The organism is Neptunicoccus sediminis (genome assembly GCF_001719615.1).
Lineage (GTDB): Bacteria > Pseudomonadota > Alphaproteobacteria > Rhodobacterales > Rhodobacteraceae > Amylibacter > Amylibacter sediminis.
The window spans coordinates 82,785-108,188 of record NZ_MDVX01000016.1 but is presented as its reverse complement, the minus strand read 5'-3'; the positions used below and the strand labels follow the sequence as shown (position 1 = coordinate 108,188).

Sequence of the window (25,404 nt, the reverse complement as noted above, 5' to 3'; positions counted from 1 at the left end):
CTCTGATGTAGAAGTGTTCTTTCGCACGGTAACGGACGGGTCCGCGCGGGACGGTGGCGTCGACTTCTTTGGCAATAGCGGATCGATAAAGTTCAACCCCGGCGAAGTGCAAAAAATCATTACCATCACGCACACGGGTGATTTCCCTGATGAATCCGACGAGAATTACACACTGGAACTTCACAGCGCCGAGAATGCTGTTCTGGCGGGCGGCGAACCGACCCTGACCGCGATCGGCATCATTCGCGACGATCACGGCGGTGACAATGATCTGGCGCTCTTTGTTTCGGACCCGCGCATTCTGGAAGGCAACGGCGGGCGCAAACAGGCCGTCTTTCAGGTGGAACTGTCCGATCCCTCTACCGAAGATATTACGCTTGATTACACAACCATCGACGGCACCGCGACAGAAGGCGAGGACTATATCGGAGTAAGCGGTAAGGTCACATTCAAAGCTGGTCAGACCATCACATCGGTCGCGGTGGACATCCTTGGCGACAGAAAAATCGAAACCAGCGAGACCTTCTCGCTTTCCGTGACGCCCAACGGTTTTATCAAGAACGGGACGGAAGACTCCATTGGTGTGGCAACGATCACACCGGATGAAATTGTCGGTGGAAAAGGCAAGGACACGTTAACCGGCACGGACGACAAGGACGCGATGTACGGGTTTGGCGGCGCAGACAAAATCTTTGGCTACAGCGGGTCAGACTATCTGCATGGAGGTGCAGGGCGGGACCGGCTCTTTGGTGGCAACGGCAACGATAAAATGCTGGGCGGAGCGGGATTTGATGTGCTGGAAGGCGGCGCTGGCAAAAATATTCTGGTCGGAGGCGGAGGCTTTGACCGTGTTTCCTACTCCGGCAAAGAGGGTGTCACCGTCTCGCTGTCTGCAAAAGGATTTCAAGACACGGGCGTATCCAGGGACAAGCTGAAGTCGGTTGAAGGAATAATTGGCGGTCGGGGTGACGACCATCTGTTCGGAGACAAGGGCGCCAACCATCTGGCCGGCGGTGGCGGCGGCGATGAGTTGGTCGGACGGGGCGGTGCGGACACTCTCAACGGCGGCGCAAAGAACGACGTGCTTTCGGGTGGGAATGGCAATGACCGCCTGATCGGTGGCAACGGCAAGGATATGCTGAACGGCGGAAGCGGGAAGGATGTCCTCATCGCGGGTAAAGGTCGCGACGAAATGTCTGGCGGCGGCGGAGCTGATAGCTTCCTGTTTAAGGGTTCGGTCAACGAAGGGGTAAATGTCATCGTTGATTTTGAGGATGGCAGAGACGAAATTGTCGTCGAGAACGCAGCCTTCAGGGATGTGACGATCAAAAGTGCAAATGGCGGGGAGGACACCCGTATCATCTTCGACGATGGCACGAAAATTATTCTGGAAGACGTTGAAAGTGCGCTCATCAGCAGGGCGGATTTTGATTTTATTTAGGGCAACCGGACCGGCGGCTGATGGTTCGGCGGTCGCCGGTTGGTCCGTTTCTAAAAACACTGGCGGAATGTCGGTCGGACACGCTCGCTTAACTATTAGTAATGCCAGCTTTTTGGAGGACTTCTTTTGCCGTTATCAACCTTTGGACTTGAAACATACACGCAATCGCAATTCACGACCGGCCCTTTTCACTTTTACATTTCGATCGACCTTGGTGTTGTTTCAGCGACAGAGCTGGACGGCGCGACGATTGTTTTAGTCAACGGAAGCGAAATGGAGCAGGCAGTGTCTGCCTATTTCCGGCGAGAAGGAATGCGTTACGAGCCTATTCCCGCTTTTGACGTCGAAGAAGCTGTTTCGCTGTTTGAAGGAGGGGCAAGTGATATACTGGTGGTCCCGACCTCGGCCATAGCTGATACGGATGCACTCGCCGTTGCGGGGTATACTATGCTGCCCGAACGGATCAGTCCGGAGCCTTCGACAGACAACACGCTTTACGTTTTTGCCTATGATGAAATTTTCGACCTCAGCGGCGTCAAACTGGTTCAGGCCGGTGGGATCGAGTTGGAAACGATCTCTGAACTGGGCGCTCATCCGGTCAAGGTTTCCCTGCCCGAATGGTACGCGGCGCTTCAAACCGGGGTCGTAGACGGGATCATTGTCCAAGGCGCGGCAGATCGCGACACGGTGCGCGCTGCCTTGGGGGATGAATTCAGCTTTTTTGCTGTCGGAGAGGCAGAACCGGTCGGACCAACCTCAGGGGATGATGATCTGACAGGCAGCCGCGGTGATGACACGATCAGATTACTGGGTGGAGATGATGTCTACAGCGCTGGCAAAGGCGCGGACACGGTTTGGGGCGGCGGCGGAGACGACGGACTCCACGGCGGTAAGGGTAAGGATGTTATAAAAGGCGGCAAAGGCGCGGACACGGTTTGGGGCGACGGCGGCCGCGACAAGATATTCGGCAATGGTGGCAACGACATCGTGCGCGGTGGTGCCGGAGGCGACGTGATGAAAGGGGGCGGCGGTAAGGATGTGCTTGAAGGGGGCAGGGGCGCAGACAGGCTCTTTGGCGGAGGCGGTTCCGACACCCTGAACGGTGGCAAGGGCAATGACGTTATGACCGGAGGCGCAGGCGCCGATGTGTTCGTCTATGCGTTTTCAGGTGGCAAGAACCGCGATACAATCAACGATTATCGGCAGGGCGTCGACGAAATCCTGGTGGAAAGCCTCGACTATACGGCGCGGGTTGTCGACGGGGACACTGTGTTGAAATTCGGATCCGGCCAGACGCTTACCCTTAAAGGGATTACCGACAAAAAGGCGTTGAAAGATGACATCAGCCTGATCGAAGAACCTGCCCCTGAAAGCGAGCCTTTTCTGGCTTTCGGACTGGGCGGTATTTTTGACAAGGGGATCAACGAGTCAGCCTATCTTGGCGCAGAGCGTTGGGCAGCAAAAACCGGAGAGTCCTTTCGTCAGATTGAAGCTGTGTCACAAGCGCAATACGAACCAATTTTACGCCGCGGTGCAGAGTTGGGAAACGACCCCATCGTTGCCGTGGGTGCGGGCTATGCTGATGCGATGGATCGGGTGGCGATCGGCGCGCCGGACACTTCATTCGCCATAATCGACGCGATTGTGGATCAGCCCAATGTGACGTCTTACACCTTTGCTGTGCATGAAGGGGCCTATTTGATGGGCATGTTCGCCGCCCTTGCCAGCGAAGCGCAGACTGTAGGGTTTGTTGGTGGAATGGACATTCCGCTTACCCGTCGCTACGCGACCGCATTTGAAGCCGGCGTTGAAGCGATCGACGACGAAATCGCCGTTTACGTCAATATGATCGGCACAACGCCAGCCGCTTGGAATGATCCGGTTAAAGGGGCAGAATTGGCCAAAGCACAAATCACCTTGGGCGCAGATGTGATATACGCAGTCGCCGGAGGCAGCAGCACCGGCGTGCTTCAGGCTGTCGCTGACGGGGATATTCTGGGTATTGGAAACGGCTATAATCTGAATTATTTACACCCCGGTAATATGTTGACGTCCATGTTGAAAAAAGTCGATGTGGTGGTCGAGGATGTGTTTGATCAGGGCAATTCCCTTGCACCGGGATTTCACGAAGTCGGTCTGTCAGAAGGCGCCATCGGCTATGCGATTGATGAATTCAATGAAACGCACCTGACAATCGAAATGCGCAACGTCGTTGATGACGCGATTGCCGATATCATCGCGGGCGCACTGACTGTTCCCGACTATCTGGACGGTGTCGTATAAGACGGGGAGTGCTCGGTTCGGGAGATGGATGATGCTTGAATGCGAGTTACTGTCCGCAAGTATCGAAGCATCGTATGGTGTCGTGGCTGACCGCCGCGGGTAAGGTAAAAATGGTGCCCGGGGGCGGAATCGAACCACCGACACGAGGATTTTCAATCCACTGCTCTACCCCTGAGCTACCCGGGCACGGGTTCCGAAAGGGTGCTTAGCCTTTCGTGGGTCGGGGCGTTTTAGGATAGGCTGGCAGGGGTGGCAAGTGCTTTCTTGCACCTTAATGAATTTTTGGGTCTTCCGCCGCAATATCCGAAGAGAAACCGTCTTCCTCATCAGTGTTTCCACCCGGAATCGCGTAGCTGCCGTTGAGCCATTTTGCCAGATCCACATCTGCGCAGCGTTTGGAGCAGAAGGGACGGTATTTCGGGTCGGTTTCCTTATCGCAGATCGGGCAGTTACTCATCAGGACAGCACCTCTTTCAGCGGCAAGCGTTCGCGTTTGCGTTGGAGTTCGAAATGGCCGAGTCCGGTCCAGCCCACCAGTGCGGTTTCAATGCCGTCGGCGCGGAATCCGGCGCGCAGGGCCTGTTCAACCTGGCGCTGGTCTTTGCGGGGCATGGGGGCGAAATCAACCACGATTTGCCCGCCAAGTCCGCGCAGACGCAACTGGCGTGGCAGATCCCTCGCAGCAGCGAGATTTGCCTTCAGGCCAGCAGCAAAGGAGGTATCCGCACCGGTGTTCACATCCACGGCGACAAGGGCGCTGGTGGGCTCTATGGCCATCCACGCCCCCCCTGACAGACGTGCAGGCGGGGCCAGCAGATCGTCAACCGCATCGCGAAATCCGAGCAATTCCAGCCCGCCGTGTTCTTGCATCACTTCGTCGGGATCGGGATCGACCCATTCGCGCCACGCCACCTGATGCGCTGTTTGTGCAGGGCGGATCAGGGCAGGGGGGCCGCCGGCTTCGCTTAAGACCGATTGGGCCGCTTCGCGCATGGCGCTGATGTCTTCAAAGATAGCATCATCCACAACACCTTCGGCCACGGACCGTACAATCAGGCCGAGACTTTCATCCGCACCATCAAGCGCGTCATGGGCAATTTCCAACAGGCGATCCCGTTCGTCCTCGTCGCGGATCTTGCGGGCGATGTTCAACCCGGGCGCGTCCGGTGTGACGATGCAATACCGGCTTTTAAACAACAGCTTGGGAGAGACCGGCGCGGCTTTGCCGCCCTCGGCATGGGTAGAGACCTGAACCAGCATGGTCTGGCCCGGAGGGATGCCTTTGGCCTGCCGCAGATAGCCCGTCTGCCCGTTGCCAAGATCCAGCATCATGCCGCTTTGCCCCTTCATCGGGCGTTGGGTCACGGCGCGGTAAATGGCGCCGGGGCGGGGGGCTGTAGCCTTCGCCGGATCGACCAGTAGATCGGTTAAAATGCCATCGTCGATCAGGGCGGCGCAATCGCGGCCCTCGATCTGGTCCAGAATAACTAGCCGGCCTTTTCTCATCGTATTCCAAATCCTGATAGCATGGCGGCGGTTTCCGCCAGAGGCAGCCCGACCACGTTTGAGTAAGAGCCGTTGATCGCAGGAATCAGGGCGGCGGCGCGGCCCTGAATGCCATAGCCTCCGGCCTTGCCCTGCCATTCGTCACTGTCGAGATATGCGGTCATTTCGCTGTCCGAAATCCGCTTGAAGCTAACGCGGGTCATAACCGCGCGGAGGATCAGACGTTCGCTGGATCGCACAGCAACGCCGGTGATCACCTGATGGCGGCGGCCCGACAGCAGGGACAGGAATCGCTCTGCCTCGGCGCGGTCACGGGGTTTTTCCATGATGCGGCGGCCAAGGGCAACGGTGGTATCAGCGCAGAGCACGACCTCGCCATTTTGCAGGGCAATCGCCTCGGCCTTGGCCACAGCAAGCCTGCGGACGTAGGCACGGGGCGTTTCATCCTTGAGCGGAGTTTCGTCAATGTCAGCGGGGCGTACTTCTGCCGGCGCGATGGAAATCTGCGCCAGCAGGTCCAGCCTGCGCGGGCTGGCGGATCCGAGTATCAGCCTCATGCGGTCAAACGCACGGCGGATTACTTGTAGCGATAGTTGATACGCCCTTTGGTCAGGTCATAGGGGGTCATTTCCACCTGTACCTTATCCCCTGCCAGAACACGGATGCGGTTCTTGCGCATCTTGCCAGCAGTGTGAGCAATAATTTCATGGCCGTTTTCCAGCTCTACCCGAAATGTCGCATTCGGCAGAAGCTCGACAACGACACCATCGAATTCGAGAAGTTCTTCTTTAGCCATGTTTTCTCCAGTATTGGTGGCCGGTTGTTTGGCCACCATTCATGCGGGGGTACATGATCCTAAAGCGGCAAAATATCAAGCGAAAAGGCCCCTGCGGGGCGAAGACTCCGCCGCTCGGTGCCATAAACCGCACAGTTGTAAAGATTTTTCGCAAAAACGCTGGGAAAAAATATGTTTCAGCGCCTTGTGTACCTGTGCTTTCAGGCGAATCTTATAGCATGCGGAGAGCCCGAGGCTCTCCGCAAGTGTGTTGGTTCAGGACAACAGCGAGAGCAAACGCTCGGCTGCTTCTTCAGAGGATGCGGGGTTCTGGCCTGTGACCAGCTTGCCCTCGGTGACAACGAAAGAGGCCCAATCCTCCCCTTTGTGATATTCGCCGCCATTGGATTTCAGCATGTCTTCCACAAGGAACGGAACCACGTCGGTCAGGCCAACACCCTCTTCTTCGGTATTGGTAAAGCCGGTGACTTTGCGCCCTGACACCAGCGGATTGCCGTCTACACCTTTGGTGTGTTTGAACACGGCAGGTGCATGACATACGGCCCCGATGGGGCGGTCGTTGGCAGCGAATGCCTCGATCAGGCGGGCGCTGTCGCTGTCTTCAGCCAGATCCCACAACGGACCGTGACCGCCCGGATAAAAGATCGCGTCAAAATCTTCGGCCGAAACGTCTGCTAGGACCTTGGTGTTGGCGAGGTCTTCTTGCGCAGCATCGTCCCCCTTGAATCGTTTGGTCGCGTCTGTTTGCGCATCCTCTGCATCGCTGGTGGGATCCAGCGGAGGCTGGCCGCCTTTGGGGGATGCGAGGGTCACGTCTGCGCCGGCGTCTTTAAAAACGTAATAGGGGGCAGCAAATTCCTCCAGCCAGAAGCCGGTTTTATTGCCTGTGTCGCCAAGTTCGTCGTGAGAGGTGAGTACCATTAGGATTTTCATAACATATCGCCTTTTGTGCGTGTGTTTTCATGGGATGGATAAGCCAGCGGTGCCGCCGGAGATTCCATCAATCCTAGGGTAACGGGTGAACGGGGGAATAGGTTCCGCATCGCCTCTCAAGAAAACGTGAGAGTTGCCGATGCGGGAAAGAGGCAAGCCGCAACAGGGTGCGGCTTGTCAGGGTTTGGCATCAGAAATCCAGATTTTCCACGCTCAGGGCGTTTTGCTGGATAAAGTCGCGGCGGGGTTCGACCACGTCGCCCATCAGTTTGGTAAACAGGTCGTCTGCATCCGCGATGTCTTCGACACGGACCTGCAACAGGGTGCGGGCTTCGGGATCGAGCGTGGTCTCCCAGAGCTGGTCGGGGTTCATCTCTCCCAGACCTTTGTAGCGTTGCAGGGACAGGCCCTTTTCGCCTTCTTCCATAACCAGAGACAACAGGTCGGTCGCGCCAAAGACGGGTTGGGATTTGTCCTTGCGGGTGAAGGTCGCGATGGAGCCGTAAACCTCTTGCAGGCTTTCGGTCAGGCCGCCGAGTTTACGTGCCTCGCTGCTGCGCAGGCATTTCCCGTCGAGCGTGTGGCTTTCTTCAACACCCCGCAGGATTCGGGCGAAACGCAGACCGTGGTCTTGGGTGATCCGGCCGGTCCAGCCCTGTTCGTATTCCAGCGAAACCTTATTCAGCCGTGCCGCCACAGCATCGGCAACGCCTTGGGCGTTTTCATCCACGCGGCCCGGCACCAGACCACCGGCAATGGCGGCCTGTTCCAGCACGTGACGGTTGTAATGGGTCGGAAAGGCGTTCAGCAGGAACTTCACCTTGCGGGACTCTTCAACCACGCGGGCCAGATCGGCGCCGGTGATGACTGTGCCGTCGGCCAGCCGCAGGGAGCTGCCTTCAACACCTTGATTTACAAGGTAATCTTCAAGGGATTGCTGGTCCTTCAGATAAACTTCGGACCGGCCCCGTGCCACTTTGTAAAGGGGCGGTTGGGCGATGTAGAGATAGCCGCCTTCGATCAGTTCGGGCATCTGGCGGAAGAAGAATGTCAGCAGCAATGTGCGAATGTGCGCACCGTCCACGTCCGCATCGGTCATGATGATGACCTTGTGATAGCGCAGCTTTTCGATGTTGAATTCGTCGCGTCCGATGCCGGTGCCAAGGGCGGTGATCAGGTTTGTGATCTGCTCGGACGACAGCATTTTGTCAAAGCGTGCCCGCTCAATATTCAGGATTTTACCCCGCAGCGGCAGGACCGCCTGATTTTCGCGGGAGCGTCCCTGTTTGGCGGAACCACCCGCGGAATCACCCTCCACGATGAAGACTTCGGATTTGGCCGGGTCCCGTTCCTGACAGTCAGCCAGCTTGCCGGGCAGTCCGGTGCCGCCAAAGGCAGTCTTGCGCCGTGTCAACTCGCGGGCTTTGCGGGCTGCTTCGCGGGCCAGTGCGGCCTCTACGATTTTGGAAACGATGTTCTTGGCCTCAACAGGGTTTTCTTCAAACCACTCGGCCAGTTTTTCGTTCATCAGACCCTCTACCGCAGGGCGGACTTCGGAGCTAACCAGCTTGTCTTTGGTCTGGCTGGAGAATTTCGGGTCCGGCACCTTTACCGACAGAACGCAGGTCAGACCCTCGCGGGCATCGTCACCGGAGAAGGAAATCTTCTCTTTCTTGGCAATGCCGCTGGACTGGGCGTAGTTGTTGATGGTGCGGGTCAGCGCGCCACGGAAACCGGCCATATGGGTGCCCCCATCCCGCTGGGGGATGTTGTTGGTGAAGGGCAGCACCATTTCGTTGTAGCTGTCGTTCCACCACATAGCGACTTCGACGCCGATGTCGTCTTTTTCACCAACCACATAGATCGGCTCGGACAGCAGGCCGGTTTTGGAACGGTCGAGGAATTTTACAAACTCCTTAACGCCGCCTTCATATTGCAGAATGCTTTCCAAATGCTCGGCAGGGCGTTCGTCCCGCAGGATGATTTTCACGCCGGAGTTCAGAAAGGCCAGTTCGCGCAGACGGTTTTCAAGGGTCTTGAAGCTGTAATCGCGGTTGGAGAATGTCTCGGTAGAGGCCATGAAACGCACTTCGGTGCCGGTCTCGCCGTTGGCATCCCCGACCACAGCCAGAGAGCGTGCTGTGTCGCCGTGTTCAAACCGTGCAGTGTGTTCCTTGCCATCCCGCCAGATGCGCAGTTCCAGCCAGTCCGACAGGGCATTCACAACCGAAACACCAACGCCGTGCAGACCGCCCGACACCTTGTAGGAGTTGCTGTCGAATTTGCCGCCCGCGTGCAGCTGGGTCATGATGACCTCGGCTGCGGAAACGCCTTCTTCTTCGTGAATGCCAACCGGAATGCCGCGACCGTTATCGCGCACGGAAACGCTTTCATCTGCGTGGATTGTGACCGAAACAAAGTCCGCATGTTTGGCAAGCGCCTCGTCGATGCCGTTGTCCACGACCTCGTAAACCATGTGGTGCAAACCCGAACCGTCGTCGGTGTCACCAATATACATGCCGGGCCGCTTGCGAACAGCCTCCAAGCCCTTGAGAACCTTAATGGAATCGGCACCGTACTCTTCCGGTAAAATTTGCTCTTCTGACATGGATACGCCTTCTGGGATTTTTCCCAATTTATAGCGGTTTACAGAAGGATTGTCACGCATATGCCACAAGATTTTGTGGTATTTGTCAGTTTCCGGCGGCCAGAGAAAAAGGCGCGTGGATGACGCGCCTTTTGTTATTGAAATGAAGGCTGCCGTTACTCCGCAATGGCGCTGTTGGTCAGTTTGTCAAGCGCGCCTGACATCTTGGAAATTACCTCCATGTCGCTATCCGCCCCGTGGGATTTAGCCATATCTGCGGGGTTTTCATAGGTCAGCAAAACGCTGCCGTCCTCTGTCTGATAGGCAAGCACGCGCAGGGGCAGGTCAAGCCCGATGGTCTGCTGCGCTTGCATCGCGGGGGTGCCGAGTTTGGGGTTGCCGAACATCAGCATCTGGGTCGGCCGCAGCTCCATATCGACGGATTTTGCACCCTCTGCGTGATCCACGCGGGCGAAAATCTTGGCACCGGCCCCTTCAACCGCTGTGGCCAGCCGGTCGATGGTCTCAGCGACGGAATGGGGTGAAGTTTTGGTAATCATCGGGTCTGCAACCGCGGCGCCGGCCAAAGGGGTTGCTGCAAGTGTAGCGGCGAGAACGAGATTTTTCATGATCAAACCTTTCTGTGTAAAGACCTGTCAAAATCTAGCGCGGAGGCCGGCAAAGCAAACTCACGCTTGCGCTAGGTCAGCGCAATCAGAACCCCGACACCGACCAGTGCCCCGCCGGACAGTTGGTTCAACCGCCGCACCGCCCGTGGAGAGGACAGGAACCGGCGCATCCGGTCCACCATCAGCGCCAGCACCAGATTTCCCAGTAAGGGCACCACCAGAGAAATCAGGCAGATCGCGACAATATCCAGCCCGGTTATGGTGCGGAAATCAAAGAAACCCGGCAACACGCCCATATAGAACAGGATCGCTTTGGGGTTGGAGAGGATCACCAGAATACCTGCAATGAACCCCGCCCACATGCCCGGACGGGTCAGGCGGGTGTTGCCTTCTTCCAGTGTCTGCATCGGTTTGCGCAGCAGGCTGATCCCCATGATCACGAACATCACAGCGCCGATATATTTCAGCACGATCATGAAATCCGCATAAATTGCGACCAGATAGCTGACGCCGAATACGGCCACCAGCGGCCAGAGCACATCGCCCACCACCACCCCCAGCGCAAGAGGCCATGCGCTGTGAAAACCGCCACTGATCGCGCGTGCAATCAACGCGACCCAGACAGGTCCGGGGGTCAGGAAAAGAAGGAAAATAGCGCCTGCGTATAACAGCAGGTCAATCGCGGAAATACTCAAGCCTCGCCCACCAGATAGCCGTCTACGTCAAAGGACCAAAACGGATTATGGGCATATTCCCACAGGTGGCCGTCCGGATCGGCAAACATGCCGGAGTAGCCGCCCCAAGCTGTTTTTATCGGGCGGGTCACTTCGACTGCGCCGGATTCAAGGGCTATGTCATAGGCGGAATCGACCGCAGCAGGGCTGTCGTAGTTGGTGGCCAGCGTAATTGCCCCCGTCGTGCGTGAGGCGATGGGCATCCCGATGTCACTGGTCAACGCATCGCGGTTGTAAAGCGACAGGAGCAATCCGCGCAATTTGAAAAACGCGATTGTGTCATTTCCGCCCGATGCTTCCTCCCAGCCGAGGGCGGAATAGAATGCGCGAGAGGCCGTGATATTCACGACAGAGAGGGTAATCATCGTTACACGCTGTGGAGTCATCAGTCGGCCTTTCGGGCAGGAGATAATAGGCGCCTCTGCGATCGCGAGGCGTGTTTGTCCGCCCCCGTGCCGCTGCTGCGCTGTTTCGGGTATCCCATCAGAGTCTCAATTATCAGTTAATGCGCTTCCACCACAGAAAGCCCGTTTTCTTCGCGCACTGCAAGACGCATTGCGCGGGTGCCGAAATCAGTGAACAACTCCGGCCCTGTTCCTGTCATCCAGGCCTGCGCACCAAGGGCGCAGATCTCGTCGAACAGGGCGGCGCGGCGGCTGGCGTCAAGATGGGCGGCGACTTCGTCCAGCAGCAGGATCGGCGGGGCCCCGAATTCCTGCGCCAGCGCACGGCTGTTGGCCAGAATAAGCGAGATCAGCAGGGCTTTTTGCTCTCCGGTAGAGCAATTACGCGCGGCAATGCCCTTGGCCACATAGACTGCTGCCAGATCGGCGCGGTGGGGGCCAATCAGGGTGCGTCCGGCCATCAGATCCCGATTGCGGTTCGCGGCAAAGGCCGTCGCCAAATCTGCGTCGGTTTCGGGCAGGGCGATCCCGTCGGCGTGGATCAGGGTGCAATGGGCTGCAGGAAAGGCAGAATCGGCCTTGTCTTGGGCGGCTTGCAGCAGGCTCAGGGCCTCGGTCCGGTTGGCGTGAATTTGTGCGCCGGCACGGGCCATCTGGGATTCGATCGCGCTGTACCATGCCGGATCGCGCACCTGATCCTTCAGCATCCGGTTGCGTTCGCGCATGGCTTTTTCATAGGTCAGGCTGGCCTCTGCATGGCCGGGATGAAAGCTAAGCGCGAGCCGGTCGAGAAACCGCCTGCGCCCTTCCGCCCCTTCCACCCAAAGCCGGTCCATCACCGGCACCAGCCAGACAACCCGCCCGACACGCCCCAGTGCGGCCTGTGATGTGGTCTTGTCGTCAATCCGCACCACCCGCGATCCGCTGCCTGTGAAAGTGGTTTCGATTTCGTGTGTCTGGTTGAGGCTCTGAAGCACGCCCGAGATTTTCCAGCCCACCGATTCCGGTGCGCGGGCCAGTTCATCCACCTTGGCAGCCCGCAGGCCACGCCCCGGCGAAAGCAGCGAGATCGCTTCAAGGATATTGGTCTTACCCGCCCCGTTCGCCCCGTAAATCGCAATCGGACGCCCGTCTGTTTCCAGACGGGTCATCTTGTGGGATCGGAAATGGGAAAGCGTCAGGCTTTGCAGCGCGAGTGTCGGGGCTGCGGGCAACTTACACCCGCATCGGCATCACGACATAGACCGCAGTTTCGTCGTTGCCTTCGCGCATCAGGGTCGGATCACCGGAAGAGTTGAACATGAACACGGCGTTTTCGCGGTCTACCTGGCCGGCAATTTCCAGCAGGTATTTGGCGTTAAAGCCGATTTCCAGACGTTCGTCGCCATAGGCCACGGCCAGTTCTTCTTCGGCGGCCCCGCTGTCCGGCGCATTGACCGAAAGGATCAGGCGGTCTTCGTCCAGTGCCAGTTTAACCGCGCGGGAACGCTCGCTCGACACGGTTGAAACACGATCTACCGCTTTGGCAAATTCTGCGGCGTCCACTTCCAGACGGCGTGTGTTGCCTTGGGGAATTACCCGCGTGTAATCGGGGAAGGACCCGTCGATCACTTTGGAGGTCAGGGTGATTTCCGGTGTGGCAAAGCGCACTTTGGTCTCGGAAACCGAAACGGCAATATCCGCATCGTCGTCTTCGAGAAGTTTGCGCAGTTCTCCCACGGTTTTGCGCGGGACAATCACACCGGGCAGACCGCTTGCATTTTCGGGCAGGGGCGCATCAATCCGCGCCAGACGGTGGCCGTCTGTAGCAACGCAGCGCAAGACTTTCTCGCCGTCCCGATCTGCGGCGTGCATGTACACACCGTTTAGATAGTAGCGGGTTTCTTCGGTCGAGATAGCGAATTTGGATTTGTCGAACAGACGCCGCAACACAGCCGCATTCGCTGTGAAATTGCAGTCGTAATCCGAGGTGGCCATAACCGGAAAATCTTCCTTTGGCAGTGTAGCAAGAGAGAAGTTCGAACGCCCCGCGCTAACCTCTAGCCGACCGGAAGCGCCATCGTCCATCAGGTCAACCATTGCACCGTCTGGCAGTTTGCGCACAATTTCATGCAGCGTGTGGGCACCCACAGTGGTCGAACCCGACCGTTCCACCATCGCAGGCGTCTTGTCCACGACCTCGATATCCAGATCTGTGGCGCGGAAGCTGGCAGTGTTGCCCTCGGCTTCGATCAGCACATTGGCCAGAATAGGGATCGTATTGCGACGCTCCACCACGGATTGCGCTTGTGACATCGCTTTTAGCAAAGCGCTGCGTTCAATACTGACCTTCATGTCCCGCTCCTCAGATTGCGTGGGTCGCAAACTCTACGCCAAATGGCTTCGATTTCAAGCTCTGTTTCACAAAGCACGGGATAGCGCAAAGGGTCAAGCGGAAGGCGAATCGGAAGGGCAAAAAACCCTGTAATCTTACGGGGATGCAACAGACGCACCAGCACTGGGGCGGATCGGGGCATACAGGCTTTGATATTTCCCTTTCAGCGCCACAAAATCTTCATAAGTTTTACGGTAAATCGACCGCAGCCCATTGGCCATGAGTATAGACCTGAACCGAACGGACCCCATTGATCCATGAAATTTTCTGCTTCCTGTTTTGCCGCGTTGTGCCTGTTTCTGTCCGGTTGCACCGAATCCGTTTCGCGGGATTCTTCTGCCGATATTCTTGCGATGGGTGATTCCCTGCTGGCCTCTCACGGGTTAAGCGGGAACGCCGTGTCCGATGTGCTGGAACGGGCGCTGGGCCGCGCTGTGATCGACCGCTCTGTGATGGGGGCGCGGATCATCTACCATTTGCCGGTTTCCGGCAGCGCGGGGCTGAATATCGGCAAGCAGTTTCGCGCGGGCGATTGGGACTGGGTGATTCTGAACGGGGGTGGCAACGACCTGTGGCTAGGCTGTGGCTGTGTGGTTTGTAAGGGCAAGCTGGACAAACTTGCGCGCAAGGACGGAAAGGGTGGCCGGATACCCTCCCTTATCGCTGATATTCGCAAGACCGGCGCCAAGGTGGTGTATGTCGGCTATCTGCGCAGTCCGGGGCTTGGCTCTCCGATCGAGCATTGCCGTGATGAAGGCGACGAGCTGGAGCGCCGGATCGCCCGCTTTGCTACCTTTGATGACGGGGTGCATATGGTCTCGCTCAAAGATCTGGTGCCCTTTGGCGACCGCAGTTTTCATGCGGCCGATATGATCCATCCCTCCCGCAAGGGCAGTGCCGCCATTGCCGCCCGAGTTGCCGCAGTGATCCGCAAAGACGGCTGAAACCACATGCCCTGAAACGACAACGGGCCGCCCGAAGGCCGCCCGTCTCAAAATTAACCACGATTTTCGCGTTGCGTCAGGCTTCGAGCATCCGGCGCAGCATTTCCACGTCCTCTGCGATCTGGCTGTCTACAGCCCGCAGTTCCTCGATCTTTTTCACCGCGTGAATCACGGTGGTGTGGTCACGACCGCCGAACCTGCGCCCGATTTCGGGCAGGGATTTCGACGTGAGGGTTTTGGCCAGAAACATGCCAACCTGACGGGGACGGGCCACCGCGCGGGCGCGTTTCGGGCTGAGGATGTCCGTCATGCGAATGTTATAATGGTCCGCAACCTTGCGGATGATTTCATCAATTGTGACCTTGCGATCGGTTGCCCGCAAAATATCCGCGAGACATTCCTGAGCCACATCCAGCGTTACTTCGCGGCCCACCAATGAGGCAAAGGCGTACAGTCGTGTCAGCGCCCCTTCGAGAACCCGCACGTTGGTGGAAATCCGGTGGGCCAGAAACTCCAGAACGCCAGAGGCGATGCTGACCTCGGGATAGTGCTGGGCTTGGGATTCCGCCTTGGTTTGCAGGATGCCCAACCGCAATTCGTAATCTGTCGGATGCAGGTCAACAACCAGACCCCATTGCAGGCGGGATTTGATGCGTTCTTCCAGACCGTCAATTTCCCCCGGCGCACGGTCGGCCGAGATCACGATCTGTTTGTTCTGATCCACAAGCGCGTTGAACGTGTGGAAGAATTCATCCTGTGTGCTGTCCTTGCCGGCGATAAACTGAACGTCATCCACCATCAGAATATCTACCGAGCGGAACAATTCTTTAAAGCTCATCGTGTCCTTGAACCGCAGCGCCTGAACGAATCGGTACATAAACTGTTCGGCCGACAGATAAAGCACACGGGCGTCGGGATTGCGGTTGCGGGCTTCCCAGGCGATGGCGTGCATCAGATGGGTTTTACCAAGGCCAACGCCCCCGTAAAGGAACAGCGGATTAAAGGTGACAGGTCCGCCTTCGGCCACACGACGGGCGGCGGCATGGGCCAGCTCGTTCGGTTTGCCGACAACGAAAGCGTCAAAGGTGAAGCGTGCGTCCAGAGGGGCGCCCGGCAGTTCGGGAGATCCGGTTGCGCGGGATTGGACCACAGGTTCTGCAACCTTTGGCGCCTTGGCAGCGGTGCTCGTTTGGGTGGCGGCCTTCTTTGCAACACCTGTTGCAAATTCAACGCGCGCCACATCGGCACCATGCTCTGAAAAGAGCATTTGTATTTTATCGGAATAGTTCCGCGATACCCAATTACCCAGAAATCCGGTGGGCGCTTTGAAACGGGCAATATTTGCTTCGAATCCTTCAAAAACCAGTGGTTCTATCCAGTTCTTATAAGCATCTGCCCCTAAATCATCGCGCAGCCGGTCCTGTACTGAGCCCCAAACATCAGTTTTCATTCTGTCCCCAAAAGTATTCAAGATTGCCGCCAGGCCAATCCTCTTGCCTTCCAGCCGTTCAGATCCCCGCGGTGACGGTTTTCATTCAGATCTCCTTCAAACCCTTCGGCAATATTCACACATTCCACTGTCTTGCCTTGCGCAGCAAAGGCCTCAGCGGTGAGTGATGCAGCAGCCATAGAACGGGCACCTGATCGGCACAGAAAAAGAATCCGGGACGGCGCAGCACCGTCCAACTGGTTTAAGAGCCCGTCCAGAAAGTCCGGGTTCTGTTGCATAGCGGGCAAGGTCATCCATTGAATCAGCAGCGGTTGTTTGCCCAGCTCAGAAAGATCGGGGAGACCCACAAAGGACCATTCGGCCTGCGTGCGCACATCCACCAATACGGAATCTTCGTGATCGCGCAGCATTTCCCAAGCCAGCATAGGTTCAACTTCTGAAACCTTGTTTGTCATGATGTGCCTGCCCCGATTCAAAGACTATTCTGTTCTTCGATTCTCCGCTGTGCGGTGAATCACTCGTCGTTGATAGCAACTGCGATGCGGAGCGGACAATGACTCTTCTCTGTTGACTCGCAAATTGATTTCCGAATCTGCACTTATGTAACATCCTGAAATAATTGGAAAAATTTCGATTTCGCACGCGAAAACACACCACTGGCGGGTGGCGTTTTTCATGTTTTCCCATCTCAGAAATGCCCCGGGTGCGAAGTCCGTGACTGTTAGATCAATCTAGTTGGCGTTACCGATTCCGGCAACGGGACCAAAAGCGGAACATCCGTGATAACACAGGGGGGGGGGAGGTGTGATCGAAATACACAGCAGAACCGCAACAGGGCGGTTCCTGTCGATCAGGCACAAAAAAACAGGGCCCAGAAGCCCTGCATCTTTTGTGTACGCCGATGGCAGCCCGGTTTAGGCGGCCATTGCTTTCACGCGTGCGGACAGGCGCGAAATTTTACGGCTGGCTGTGTTCTTGTGCAGAACACCCTTTGTGACACCGCGCATTACTTCAGGCTGAACAGCCTTCAGAGCAGCAGCGGCAGCAGCCTGATCGCCACCAGTGATCGCTTCTTCTACTTTACGCAGAAAAGTGCGGATCCGCGAGCGGCGGGCTTTGTTTACTTCGGTGCGGCGTTCGATTTGACGCGCACGTTTTTTCGCTTGTGGCGAGTTAGCCATTATAAATATCCTGATCTTACGGAGTCGAAAGATGAAACGCGCTTCTAGGACCAGTTTGCCAATAAGTCAACGGTCTGAAGCGCGAAAGTTTGCGGGTTACTTGCCTCGGAACTTCGCGGAGCGTTTTTCCATGAAGGCAGACATGCCTTCGGCTTGGTCTTCTGTGGCAAAAAGTGAATGAAACAAGCGGCGTTCAAACAAAATGCCTTCGCGCAGCGTGGTTTCATAAGAGCGGTCAACAGCCTCTTTTACGGCCATTGTTGCCAGTGTGGATTTCTCGGCAATCTTGGCAGCGGTGGCCATTGCGTCTTCCATCAGCTTCTTGGCCGGAACGATTCGACTCACCAGACCGGAGCGTTCAGCCTCTTCTGCGTCCATGAAACGGCCTGTCAGGTGCATTTCCATAGACTTTGATTTACCGACAAAACGGGTCAGCCGCTGGGAGCCGCCAATACCGGCAATAACCCCAAGGTTGATTTCGGGCTGGCCGAATTTGGCCGTGTCCGAGCAGATGATAAAGTCACACATCATCGCCAGTTCACAGCCCCCGCCAAGCGCATAGCCCGAAACGGCTGCGATGATCGGCTTGCGGCAGCGCAGGATCGCCTCTGTTTCGGCGGTGAAATAGTCTGACGAGAACATATCGACGAAAGACTGTTCGGACATTTCCTTGATGTCGGCACCGGCTGCGAAGGCTTTCTCGCTTCCGGTCAGAACGATGCAGCGCACTTTCTCGTTCTCTTGCATTACGCCAAGGGCAGCAGACAGCTCTTTGAGCAGTTGCTGGTTCAGGGCGTTCAAGGCATCCGGCCGGTTGAGGGTGATCACACCCACGTGGTCGTCGATGTCTACAATCAGGGTTTCATAGCCCATTAGAGCACTCACTTGCTGTTTCTCAGGCGCCCAGCCTTATCACGCCCAGCACGGGTTTCAAGCCTGCGGCCAAATCAGCGCTGGCAAGTGTTACAGTAGAAGCTCGACCGCCCCGACTGGACCACCCGTTTGATATTGCCCGCGCAATCGGGCGTCTTGCAGGGTTCGCCCTCGCGTCCGTAGACCGCAAAGCTGTGTTGGAAATACCCCAATTCTCCGTCTGTCTGCCGGTAATCCTTCAGGGAAGAGCCACCTGATTCGATGGCCTCGGCCAGCACCTGACGAATCGCTGGCACCAGAGAGGCCAGTCGCGCACTACTGATACCACCTGCTTTGCGCAGGGGGGAAATGCCCGTGCGCCACAACGCTTCGCAGACATAGATGTTGCCCAGCCCCGAAACGATGCGCTGATCCAGAAGGGCGGATTTGATCGGTGTGTTCTTCCCTTTTAACGCGGCTTTGAAATAGGCCTCGTCAAAACTGTTGCCCAAAGGTTCCGGCCCGAGCACGGCGAGCAGTTTATGTGCCTCGCCCAATTCGGTTGCAAACAGGTCCATCGCGCCGAACCTGCGGGCATCGTTAAAGGTGATCCGCGTGCCGTCTTCCATATCGAGCACGACATGATCGTGTTTTTCGGGGGCAGGGTGCAGGTGGTGGAATTCCCCCAGCATATCGCGCCCGTTGTCTGTGTTTGGCGGGGCAATCAGCATCCGGCCTGACATGCCCAGATGGATCAGAAGGGTTTCGCCCGTATCAAGATCCCCAAGAATGTATTTGCTGCGGCGGCGCAACCGTTCGATCCGCGCCCCCGTCAGACGGTCTGCCATACGTTCAGGAAAAGGCCAGCGCAGGTCGGGACGGCGCACGTCAGCCAGTGCAATGCGCTTGCCCACCATTGCAGGCTCCAGCCCGCGCCGCACTGTTTCTACCTCTGGAAGTTCGGGCATCGGCCTCTCCGTATTCGGTGGATAAACTGCGACAAACAACCATGCCGCATTTCCTCTGTTTCAATCACCCTATATATAGTCCGAACACAAGACCCGAGGGCCAGACCATGACCGAATCGCAAAAGACCACCCATTTCGGGTTTCAGACCGTAGATGAAGACGCCAAAGCGGGCATGGTACACGGGGTGTTTTCCAATGTGGCGTCAAAATACGATATTATGAATGACGCTATGTCTATGGGCATCCACCGGATCTGGAAGGATGCGATGATGGACTGGCTGGCACCGCGGGGTCCGCAAAAGCTGCTGGATGTGGCGGGGGGGACGGGGGATATTTCCTTCCGGTTCCTGAAACGCGCACCGCAGGCCCACGCAACCGTGTTTGATATGACACAAGGCATGCTTGATGCGGGGCGCCTTAGGGCCGAGGCCGAGGATATGGCCGATCATCTGGACTGGGTTTGCGGCGATGCGATGGCGCTGCCTTTTGCGGATAACAGTTTTGATGTTTACACGATTTCTTTTGGTATCCGGAATGTCACCCGCCCGCAGGAAGCCTTGAACGAGGCTTACCGCGTGTTGCGTCCGGGGGGGCGGTTGATGGTGCTGGAGTTCTCGCAGATACCGAATCCCGCGCTGCAATGGGCCTATGACCGCTACTCTTTCAATATCATCCCGCCGATGGGCAAGATCATCGCCAATGACGCGGACAGCTATCGGTATCTGGTGGAATCAATCCGCAAATTCCCTGATCAGGACAGGTTTCTGCAGATGGTAAAGGATGCGGGGTTTGAAAATGCCAAGTACCGCAACCTGACGATGGGTATCGCCGCGCTGCACAGCGGGTGGAAAATCTAATATGCGCGGACCTCATAATATCTGGCGGTTGATCCGCACAGGCGCCACGTTTGAACGCTCCGGCGCGATGAAAATGGCGCTTGAGGCGGTGGACGCTCCCGCACCCGTGCGCTTTGCCGCACGTATTCTCGGCTGGCCGTTTGCATGGCTTGGCCTGAAAGGGGATCCGGCCCAGCCGCCGATGCTGCGGGCGATTACAGCACTTGGTCCGGCCTACATCAAATTCGGCCAGTTGATGTCCACACGCCCCGATGTGGTCGGGGCTGAAATGGCGCGGGAGTTACAGGTCTTGCAGGACAAGATCGCCCCTTTTCCGATGGATGAGGCCCGTAACGAGATCGAACACGCGCTGGGCGCCCCCGTCGAGCAGGTATTTTCCGAATTTTCCGAACCAGTCGCTGCGGCCTCTATCGCGCAGGTGCATCATGCGCGTTTGCGTGACAGCGGGCAGGATGTTGCGGTGAAAATCCTGCGCCCCGGGATCGAGCGGGCCTTCCGCAAGGACATCGACGCCTTTCATTTCGCCGCCCAGATGATAGAGTTGCTGTCCCCCTCCAGTCGTCGTTTGCATCCGACAGAGGTGATCAACCATTTTGAATCCGTGGTGAAGGGCGAATTGGACCTGCGGATGGAGGCCAGTGCCGCCGACCAGTTCCACGCCAATACCGAAGGCGATGACGGTTTTCGCGTGCCCCGCGTGGTCTGGCAGCATTCTGCCCGTTCCGTGATGACGCTGGAATGGGTCGAAGGCATCGGCCTGAGCAATGTAGATGCGCTGCGAGCGGCGGGATATGACATGCCAGCGCTCGGCGCGCGGATTGTGCAGGTCTTTCTTAGCCACGCGCTGCGGGACGGTTTCTTTCATGCGGATATGCATCAGGGCAACCTGAAGGTGGGGCCGGACGGTGATCTCGTCGCGCTTGATTTCGGGATCATGGGGCAGATAGACGAATACACCCGCCGCGTTTATGCGGAAATCCTGATCGGTTTCATCCGCAAGGATTACCGCCGCGTGGCCGAAGTGCATTTTGAGGCCGGATATGTGCCTGCCCATCAGGACGTCGAAGCCTTTGCCCTTGCCCTGCGTGCAGTCGGGGAGCCGATTTTCGGTCAGGATGCCACTAAAATTTCAATGGCGCGGCTGCTGGCGCATCTGTTTGACGTGACAGAACGCTTTGGCATGGAAACCCGGACCGAACTGATCCTGTTGCAACGCACGATGGTGGTTGTCGAAGGGGTGGGGCGGTCGCTCGACCCGTCGCTGAACATCTGGGAAGTGGCAAAACCTGTTGTTGAAACCTACATCACCGACAATCTGGGGCCAAAGGCGATTGTCCGCGATCTGGGCCGGACCATGCGCACCTTGTCGCGGTTTGGACCGCAACTGCCGCAACTGGTGGAAAACGCCCTGTTGCGCACGGCCGCCCCGCCAGAGCCCCGCCGCCCTGTTTCGCGGTGGCGACAGATGGCGTGGTTTGTGCTGGGCGGCGCATTTGTGGCAATTCTTGTGGCGGCACTGGACTAGACCCGATTTGCATTTGCGGCGGCGGCTTCACCTGTGCAACACTCGCACGGGAATGCCCCAACTTGCGGAGAATTGCAGATGGCCTATCCGGTAAATATGGACGTCAAACCAGAGGTTTCCGCCCATTTCGATGAAGAGTCCAACACGGTCAGCTATATCGTCAAGGACCCGAACAGCGATCACTGTGCGATTATCGACAGCGTTATGGACATTGATTACGCCGCCGGACGGATAACCTATGACCATGCGGACGGGCTGATCTCTGAAATTACCCGCCGCGGGCTAACGCTTGACTGGATCATCGAGACCCACGTCCACGCCGACCACCTGAGTGCTGCGCCTTATATTCAGGAAAAACTCGGCGGTAAGATTGGCGTTGGTGAAAAAATCATGGAGGTGCAGGAAACCTTCGGAAAAATTTTCAACGAAGGCACCGCATTCCAGCGGGACGGATCGCAGTTTGATGCCCTATTTAAGGACGGGGACACTTATCAAATCGGCACGATGGAGGCTTTTGCCATCTACACCCCCGGCCACACCCCTGCTTGTATGGTGCATGTGATCGGCAATGCTACCTTTACAGGGGATACGCTGTTTATGCCGGATGGTGGCTCGGCGCGGGCGGATTTTCCGGGTGGTGATGCAGGCCAGCTTTACGACAGTATCCAAAAGGTATTGGCCCTGCCGGACGACATGCGCCTGTTTATTTGTCATGATTACGGACCCAACGGACGGGACATCAAATGGGAAACCACCGTGGGGGAGGAGAAGCGCCACAACATCCATGTGGGCAACGGCAAAACGCGCGAGGAATTCATCAAATTCCGCACCGAACGGGATGCGCAACTGGCGATGCCCAAGCTGATCATTCCCTCTTTGCAAGTGAACATGCGTGCGGGGGTCATGCCGACCGATGACGACGGAAACCCGATGCTGAGGGTTCCGGTGAACGGGTTGTAAGTTATTGTCCTACAATAATTTTACGGAAATCGGCGGGTGTTAAATCTGCGCCTCGAAATGTGTTAATTTTGGCCGGTTAATTAAAACAAACTCGTTGACTCCGGACCGACAGTTAACGCTAAGGTAGGCGGTGGACGGCGCCAACTGGGGCCGTTTGGAAGAACACCGCTCCAGCCAAGTAGCAGAGGCACAATGATTGAAATTTCCGGTCTGTCGAAAACCTTCGGGTCAGGCGCCAATGCTTTCACCGCCCTTGACGACATCAACGTAGAGATACGTCAAAACGAATTTTTTACCCTTCTCGGTCCGTCAGGTTGTGGCAAGACCACCTTGCTGCGCTCTATCGCGGGGTTTGTCGATCCCACCAGCGGGTCGCTGACCATCGAAGGGCAGGATGTGCTGCCGCTGCCGCCCTATGCGCGGCCTGTGAATACGGTGTTTCAGAATTACGCGCTGTTCCCGCATATGACCGTGGCCCAGAATATAGGGTTTGGTCTGGAAATGCAGGATCGCCCCAAGGCAGAGATCAAACAGGTCGTTGGCGAGATGCTGGAACTGGTGCAGATGACACCAATGGCCGACCGGATGACCAGCCAGATTTCCGGTGGCCAGCAACAGCGGGTGGCGCTGGCGCGCGCATTGGCCCCGCGCCCGAAAGTCCTGCTGCTGGACGAACCGCTGTCGGCGCTGGATTTCAAGCTGCGCAAGGAAATGCAGATCGAACTGAAACGCCTGCAATCGGAAACCGGCATCACATTTGTTTTTGTCACGCACGATCAGGAAGAGGCCCTGACCATGTCCGACCGCATCGCAGTGATGAGCACGGGCCGGATTTTGCAGATTGGCGGGCCGAAAGACATTTACGATCACCCCGCCGAACGCTTTGTTGCGGATTTTATCGGGGATACGAATTTTCTCGATGCGACGCTTCAGTCTGTTGACGGAGAGGTCGCAACCGTAACCCTGCCATCGGGCAAGTCTGTTGCGGCGCGGGCCGTGCAGGGCGGCAACCAGTCCGGTGCGGTTACTTTGGCGGTGCGTCCCGAACACGCCACACTGACCAAAGAGAGCGGTCTGCTCGACGGGGTTTTGCAAAATATCGTCTATTTTGGCACGGACACCCACTATCACGTAACGCTTGATGCGGGTTCGGCCTTTGTGGTGCGCAAGCAGAACCAGCCAAACGCGGGCGAGCGTTTTGAAGTGGGTGAAAAGGTCGGCATCAGTTTCGATGCGGGCGTCGGTCAGGTTCTGAGGGACTGATGGCACAGGCATCCGACACCCAAGCCACCCGCCGCCGCTGGCTCTTGCTGTCTCCGGCGCTGCTGATCCTTCTGTTCGCAGCCTCCGGACCGTTGCTGATCGTGGTAATCTATTCCTTCCTGACCCCGGGTGATTACGGCGGTGTCATCTGGAAGTTCTCTACCGATGCATGGTTCAATGTGGTGGTAGAGCGTGACTTTTTTGATGACACTTTATCTTTTTCAGACGCCCATCTGTCGATTTTCTGGCGGTCTGTGAAACTGTCTCTGATGACAACCTTGGTGGCCTTTATTGTCGGCTTTCCAACGGCTTATTTCATTGCGACACGGCCCAAAGACAAGCGCGACATCTGGATGTTGCTGATCATGATCCCCTTCTGGACGAACCTGCTGATCCGCACCTTCGCGGTGATGGAGATTATACGCAACGAAGGGGTGGTCAATTCGCTGCTGATCGGGCTGGGGATTATCGACCAGCCGATCCAGATGCTGTTTACGGAATTTGCGATCACCTTGGGCATGTTCTACGTCTATCTGCCGCTGATGGTGCTGCCGATTTATGCCGCGATGGAACGGTTCGACTTTTCATTGGTAGAGGCGGCTTATGATCTTTACGCCTCGCGCTGGCGGGTGTTGCGGCGGGTGATTTTCCCAATCGTGAAACCCGGTGTGATAGCGGGGTCGATCCTTGTGTTTGTGCCATCCCTTGGGGCCTATGTCACGCCCCGTGTGCTGGGCGGGGGCAAGCAGTTGATGCTGGGCAACCTGATAGAATTGCAGTTCGGGCAGGGGCGGAACTGGCCCCTTGGCGCAGCACTGTCGATCACCTTGCTGGCGATTGTGATGATCGCACTGATTATCTACGTCCGCGCCGCCGGTCGTGAGGAGATGTCCCATGGCTAAATCCCGCGCGTTTGATGTCCGTCGCCAGACCGGATTTGTGCCCATTGCGCTGTTGTGCTTTCTCGTGCTTTACCTGCCGATCATCCTGCTGGTGGTCTATTCCTTTAATGCAGGCCAAAGCATCGCGATCTGGGAAGGCTTTTCGTGGCAGTGGTATGTGAAGGCATGGCAGAATGAAAAAGTGCAGGACGCAACAATCCTGTCGCTGATCATCGCCACCAGCGCCTCTGTGATTGCCACCAGTGCAGCAGTGATGGCGGCACTGGCCACAACCCGCACCAGAGGGTTTCGTGGCTACACCTTTGTCTTTGCGCTGATCAACCAGCCGCTGATGATCCCCGAGATCGTTACAGCGGTGGCGCTGCTGATCTTCTTTGCCATGATCAAAGTGGCGACAGGCTACACCGGATTGATGTATCTGATTATCGCCCATTCCGCCTTTTGCATTCCTTTTGCCTATATGCCGATCCGCGCACGGCTTCAGGGGATGGACCTGAACCTCGAACAGGCGGGGGCGGACCTATACGGCACGCCTTGGCGGGTGTTCCGCCGTGTGACGCTGCCCCAATTGTGGCCGGGCGTTCTGGCGGGCAGTATGCTGGCCTTTGTCATATCGCTGGACGATGTGGTGATTACCGAATTTGTGAAATCCGCAGGGCAGGATACGCTGCCGACCTATATGCTCGGTCAAATGCGCCGTGTGATTTCACCCGAAGTAAACGCTATTTCGACAGCTTTGCTCGCGATTTCAGTCGCTCTTGTGATCGCGTTCTATCTACTTTCCAAGGGCGGACCACAAAAGAACAGGGAGTAAC

25 protein-coding genes and 1 tRNA gene are annotated in these 25,404 nt (G+C 57.0%); 9 read left to right on the top strand and 17 right to left on the bottom strand.

The features are described from left to right. The coding region (locus tag BFV97_RS15315; RefSeq protein ID WP_281200959.1) for a Calx-beta domain-containing protein at positions 1–1,441 on the top strand (1,441 nt) is incomplete at its 5' end. A 273-nt stretch (positions 1,442–1,714) separates the two neighbouring features. Beyond that, on the top strand, positions 1,715–3,724 hold the full coding sequence (locus BFV97_RS18650; RefSeq protein WP_157888344.1) for a BMP family ABC transporter substrate-binding protein: 2,010 nt from the start codon (positions 1,715–1,717) through the stop codon (positions 3,722–3,724). A 111-nt stretch (positions 3,725–3,835) separates the two neighbouring features. Here the strand turns inward: BFV97_RS18650 and BFV97_RS15305 are convergent. The 12 genes from BFV97_RS15305 to dnaN all read right to left on the bottom strand — a co-directional run bounded on the left by BFV97_RS15305 (position 3,836) and on the right by dnaN (position 13,647). Further along, positions 3,836–3,910 (bottom strand) — tRNA-Phe (locus tag BFV97_RS15305). An 85-nt stretch (positions 3,911–3,995) separates the two neighbouring features. Continuing rightward, positions 3,996–4,181 (bottom strand): DNA gyrase inhibitor YacG, encoded by a 186-nt coding sequence (locus BFV97_RS15300; protein WP_069301257.1) that lies wholly within the window; start codon positions 4,179–4,181, stop codon positions 3,996–3,998. Beyond that, entirely contained in the window at positions 4,181–5,230 is a 1,050-nt protein-coding gene (locus tag BFV97_RS15295; protein WP_069301256.1) for a ribonuclease E/G, read from the bottom strand. The genes BFV97_RS15300 and BFV97_RS15295 overlap by 1 nt, the downstream gene beginning before the upstream one ends. Beyond that, positions 5,227–5,787 carry a Maf family protein gene (locus BFV97_RS15290; protein ID WP_069301255.1) on the bottom strand — a complete coding sequence of 187 codons (561 nt, stop codon included), beginning with the start codon at positions 5,785–5,787 and terminating at the stop codon, positions 5,227–5,229. Before BFV97_RS15290 ends, BFV97_RS15295 begins: the two co-directional genes overlap by 4 nt. Positions 5,788–5,807: 20 nt before the next feature. After that, positions 5,808–6,026: a translation initiation factor IF-1 gene (gene infA / locus BFV97_RS15285; protein WP_069301276.1), complete on the bottom strand. Its 219-nt coding sequence runs from the start codon at positions 6,024–6,026 to the stop codon at positions 5,808–5,810. Between the two features lie 255 nt (positions 6,027–6,281). Continuing rightward, positions 6,282–6,959 (bottom strand): type 1 glutamine amidotransferase domain-containing protein, encoded by a 678-nt coding sequence (locus BFV97_RS15280; RefSeq protein ID WP_069301254.1) that lies wholly within the window; start codon positions 6,957–6,959, stop codon positions 6,282–6,284. Between the two features lie 190 nt (positions 6,960–7,149). Then, entirely contained in the window at positions 7,150–9,567 is a 2,418-nt protein-coding gene (gyrB, locus tag BFV97_RS15275) for a DNA topoisomerase (ATP-hydrolyzing) subunit B (protein ID WP_069301275.1), read from the bottom strand. Between the two features lie 155 nt (positions 9,568–9,722). Then, positions 9,723–10,175, bottom strand: a complete 453-nt coding sequence (locus tag BFV97_RS15270; RefSeq protein WP_216635968.1) for a DUF302 domain-containing protein — start codon at positions 10,173–10,175, stop codon at positions 9,723–9,725. 71 nt (positions 10,176–10,246) lie between these two features. Next, on the bottom strand, positions 10,247–10,870 hold the full coding sequence (locus tag BFV97_RS15265) for a LysE family translocator (protein WP_069301253.1): 624 nt from the start codon (positions 10,868–10,870) through the stop codon (positions 10,247–10,249). Then, positions 10,867–11,295, bottom strand: coding sequence for a VOC family protein (locus tag BFV97_RS15260; protein ID WP_069301252.1), 429 nt, complete (start codon positions 11,293–11,295; stop codon positions 10,867–10,869). The genes BFV97_RS15265 and BFV97_RS15260 overlap by 4 nt, the downstream gene beginning before the upstream one ends. 116 nt (positions 11,296–11,411) lie before the next feature. Next, a complete protein-coding gene (gene recF / locus BFV97_RS15255; RefSeq protein WP_083225677.1) occupies positions 11,412–12,527 on the bottom strand; it encodes a DNA replication/repair protein RecF in 1,116 nt (371 codons plus the stop codon). A 1-nt stretch (position 12,528) separates the two neighbouring features. Then, positions 12,529–13,647, bottom strand: coding sequence for a DNA polymerase III subunit beta (gene dnaN, locus BFV97_RS15250; RefSeq protein WP_069301251.1), 1,119 nt, complete (start codon positions 13,645–13,647; stop codon positions 12,529–12,531). Positions 13,648–13,944: 297 nt separating this feature from the next. Between dnaN and BFV97_RS15245 the strand changes: the two genes are divergently transcribed. Next, positions 13,945–14,631 carry an SGNH/GDSL hydrolase family protein gene (locus BFV97_RS15245; RefSeq protein ID WP_069301250.1) on the top strand — a complete coding sequence of 229 codons (687 nt, stop codon included), beginning with the start codon at positions 13,945–13,947 and terminating at the stop codon, positions 14,629–14,631. Between the two features lie 76 nt (positions 14,632–14,707). Here the strand turns inward: BFV97_RS15245 and dnaA are convergent, their stop codons facing one another. The 5 genes from dnaA to mutM all read right to left on the bottom strand — a co-directional run bounded on the left by dnaA (position 14,708) and on the right by mutM (position 19,082). Next, on the bottom strand, positions 14,708–16,081 hold the full coding sequence (dnaA, locus tag BFV97_RS15240) for a chromosomal replication initiator protein DnaA (RefSeq protein ID WP_069301249.1): 1,374 nt from the start codon (positions 16,079–16,081) through the stop codon (positions 14,708–14,710). A gap of 17 nt (positions 16,082–16,098) precedes the next feature. Then, a complete protein-coding gene (locus tag BFV97_RS15235; RefSeq protein ID WP_069301248.1) occupies positions 16,099–16,536 on the bottom strand; it encodes a rhodanese-like domain-containing protein in 438 nt (145 codons plus the stop codon). Positions 16,537–16,995: 459 nt separating this feature from the next. Continuing rightward, positions 16,996–17,262 (bottom strand): 30S ribosomal protein S20, encoded by a 267-nt coding sequence (gene rpsT, locus BFV97_RS15230; RefSeq protein WP_069301247.1) that lies wholly within the window; start codon positions 17,260–17,262, stop codon positions 16,996–16,998. 96 nt (positions 17,263–17,358) lie between these two features. Continuing rightward, positions 17,359–18,135: an enoyl-CoA hydratase gene (locus tag BFV97_RS15225; RefSeq protein WP_069301246.1), complete on the bottom strand. Its 777-nt coding sequence runs from the start codon at positions 18,133–18,135 to the stop codon at positions 17,359–17,361. Positions 18,136–18,209: 74 nt separating this feature from the next. Continuing rightward, the gene (gene mutM, locus BFV97_RS15220) at positions 18,210–19,082 is read right to left on the bottom strand and encodes a bifunctional DNA-formamidopyrimidine glycosylase/DNA-(apurinic or apyrimidinic site) lyase (protein ID WP_069301245.1); all 873 of its coding nucleotides are present in this window, start codon (positions 19,080–19,082) and stop codon (positions 18,210–18,212) included. Between the two features lie 107 nt (positions 19,083–19,189). Between mutM and ubiE the strand changes: the two genes are divergently transcribed. From ubiE to BFV97_RS15190, 6 genes are all read left to right on the top strand, one after another. After that, the gene (gene ubiE, locus BFV97_RS15215) at positions 19,190–19,939 is read left to right on the top strand and encodes a bifunctional demethylmenaquinone methyltransferase/2-methoxy-6-polyprenyl-1,4-benzoquinol methylase UbiE (protein WP_069301244.1); all 750 of its coding nucleotides are present in this window, start codon (positions 19,190–19,192) and stop codon (positions 19,937–19,939) included. 1 nt (position 19,940) lies between these two features. Then, positions 19,941–21,464, top strand: coding sequence for a 2-polyprenylphenol 6-hydroxylase (ubiB, locus tag BFV97_RS15210; RefSeq protein WP_069301243.1), 1,524 nt, complete (start codon positions 19,941–19,943; stop codon positions 21,462–21,464). Between the two features lie 78 nt (positions 21,465–21,542). Beyond that, positions 21,543–22,424: an MBL fold metallo-hydrolase gene (locus BFV97_RS15205; protein ID WP_069301242.1), complete on the top strand. Its 882-nt coding sequence runs from the start codon at positions 21,543–21,545 to the stop codon at positions 22,422–22,424. A 192-nt stretch (positions 22,425–22,616) separates the two neighbouring features. Further along, positions 22,617–23,687, top strand: coding sequence for an ABC transporter ATP-binding protein (locus BFV97_RS15200; RefSeq protein ID WP_069301241.1), 1,071 nt, complete (start codon positions 22,617–22,619; stop codon positions 23,685–23,687). After that, the gene (locus BFV97_RS15195) at positions 23,687–24,589 is read left to right on the top strand and encodes an ABC transporter permease (RefSeq protein ID WP_069301240.1); all 903 of its coding nucleotides are present in this window, start codon (positions 23,687–23,689) and stop codon (positions 24,587–24,589) included. Before BFV97_RS15200 ends, BFV97_RS15195 begins: the two co-directional genes overlap by 1 nt. Continuing rightward, entirely contained in the window at positions 24,582–25,403 is an 822-nt protein-coding gene (locus BFV97_RS15190) for an ABC transporter permease (protein ID WP_069301239.1), read from the top strand. Before BFV97_RS15195 ends, BFV97_RS15190 begins: the two co-directional genes overlap by 8 nt. Position 25,404: the final 1 nt, after the last annotated feature.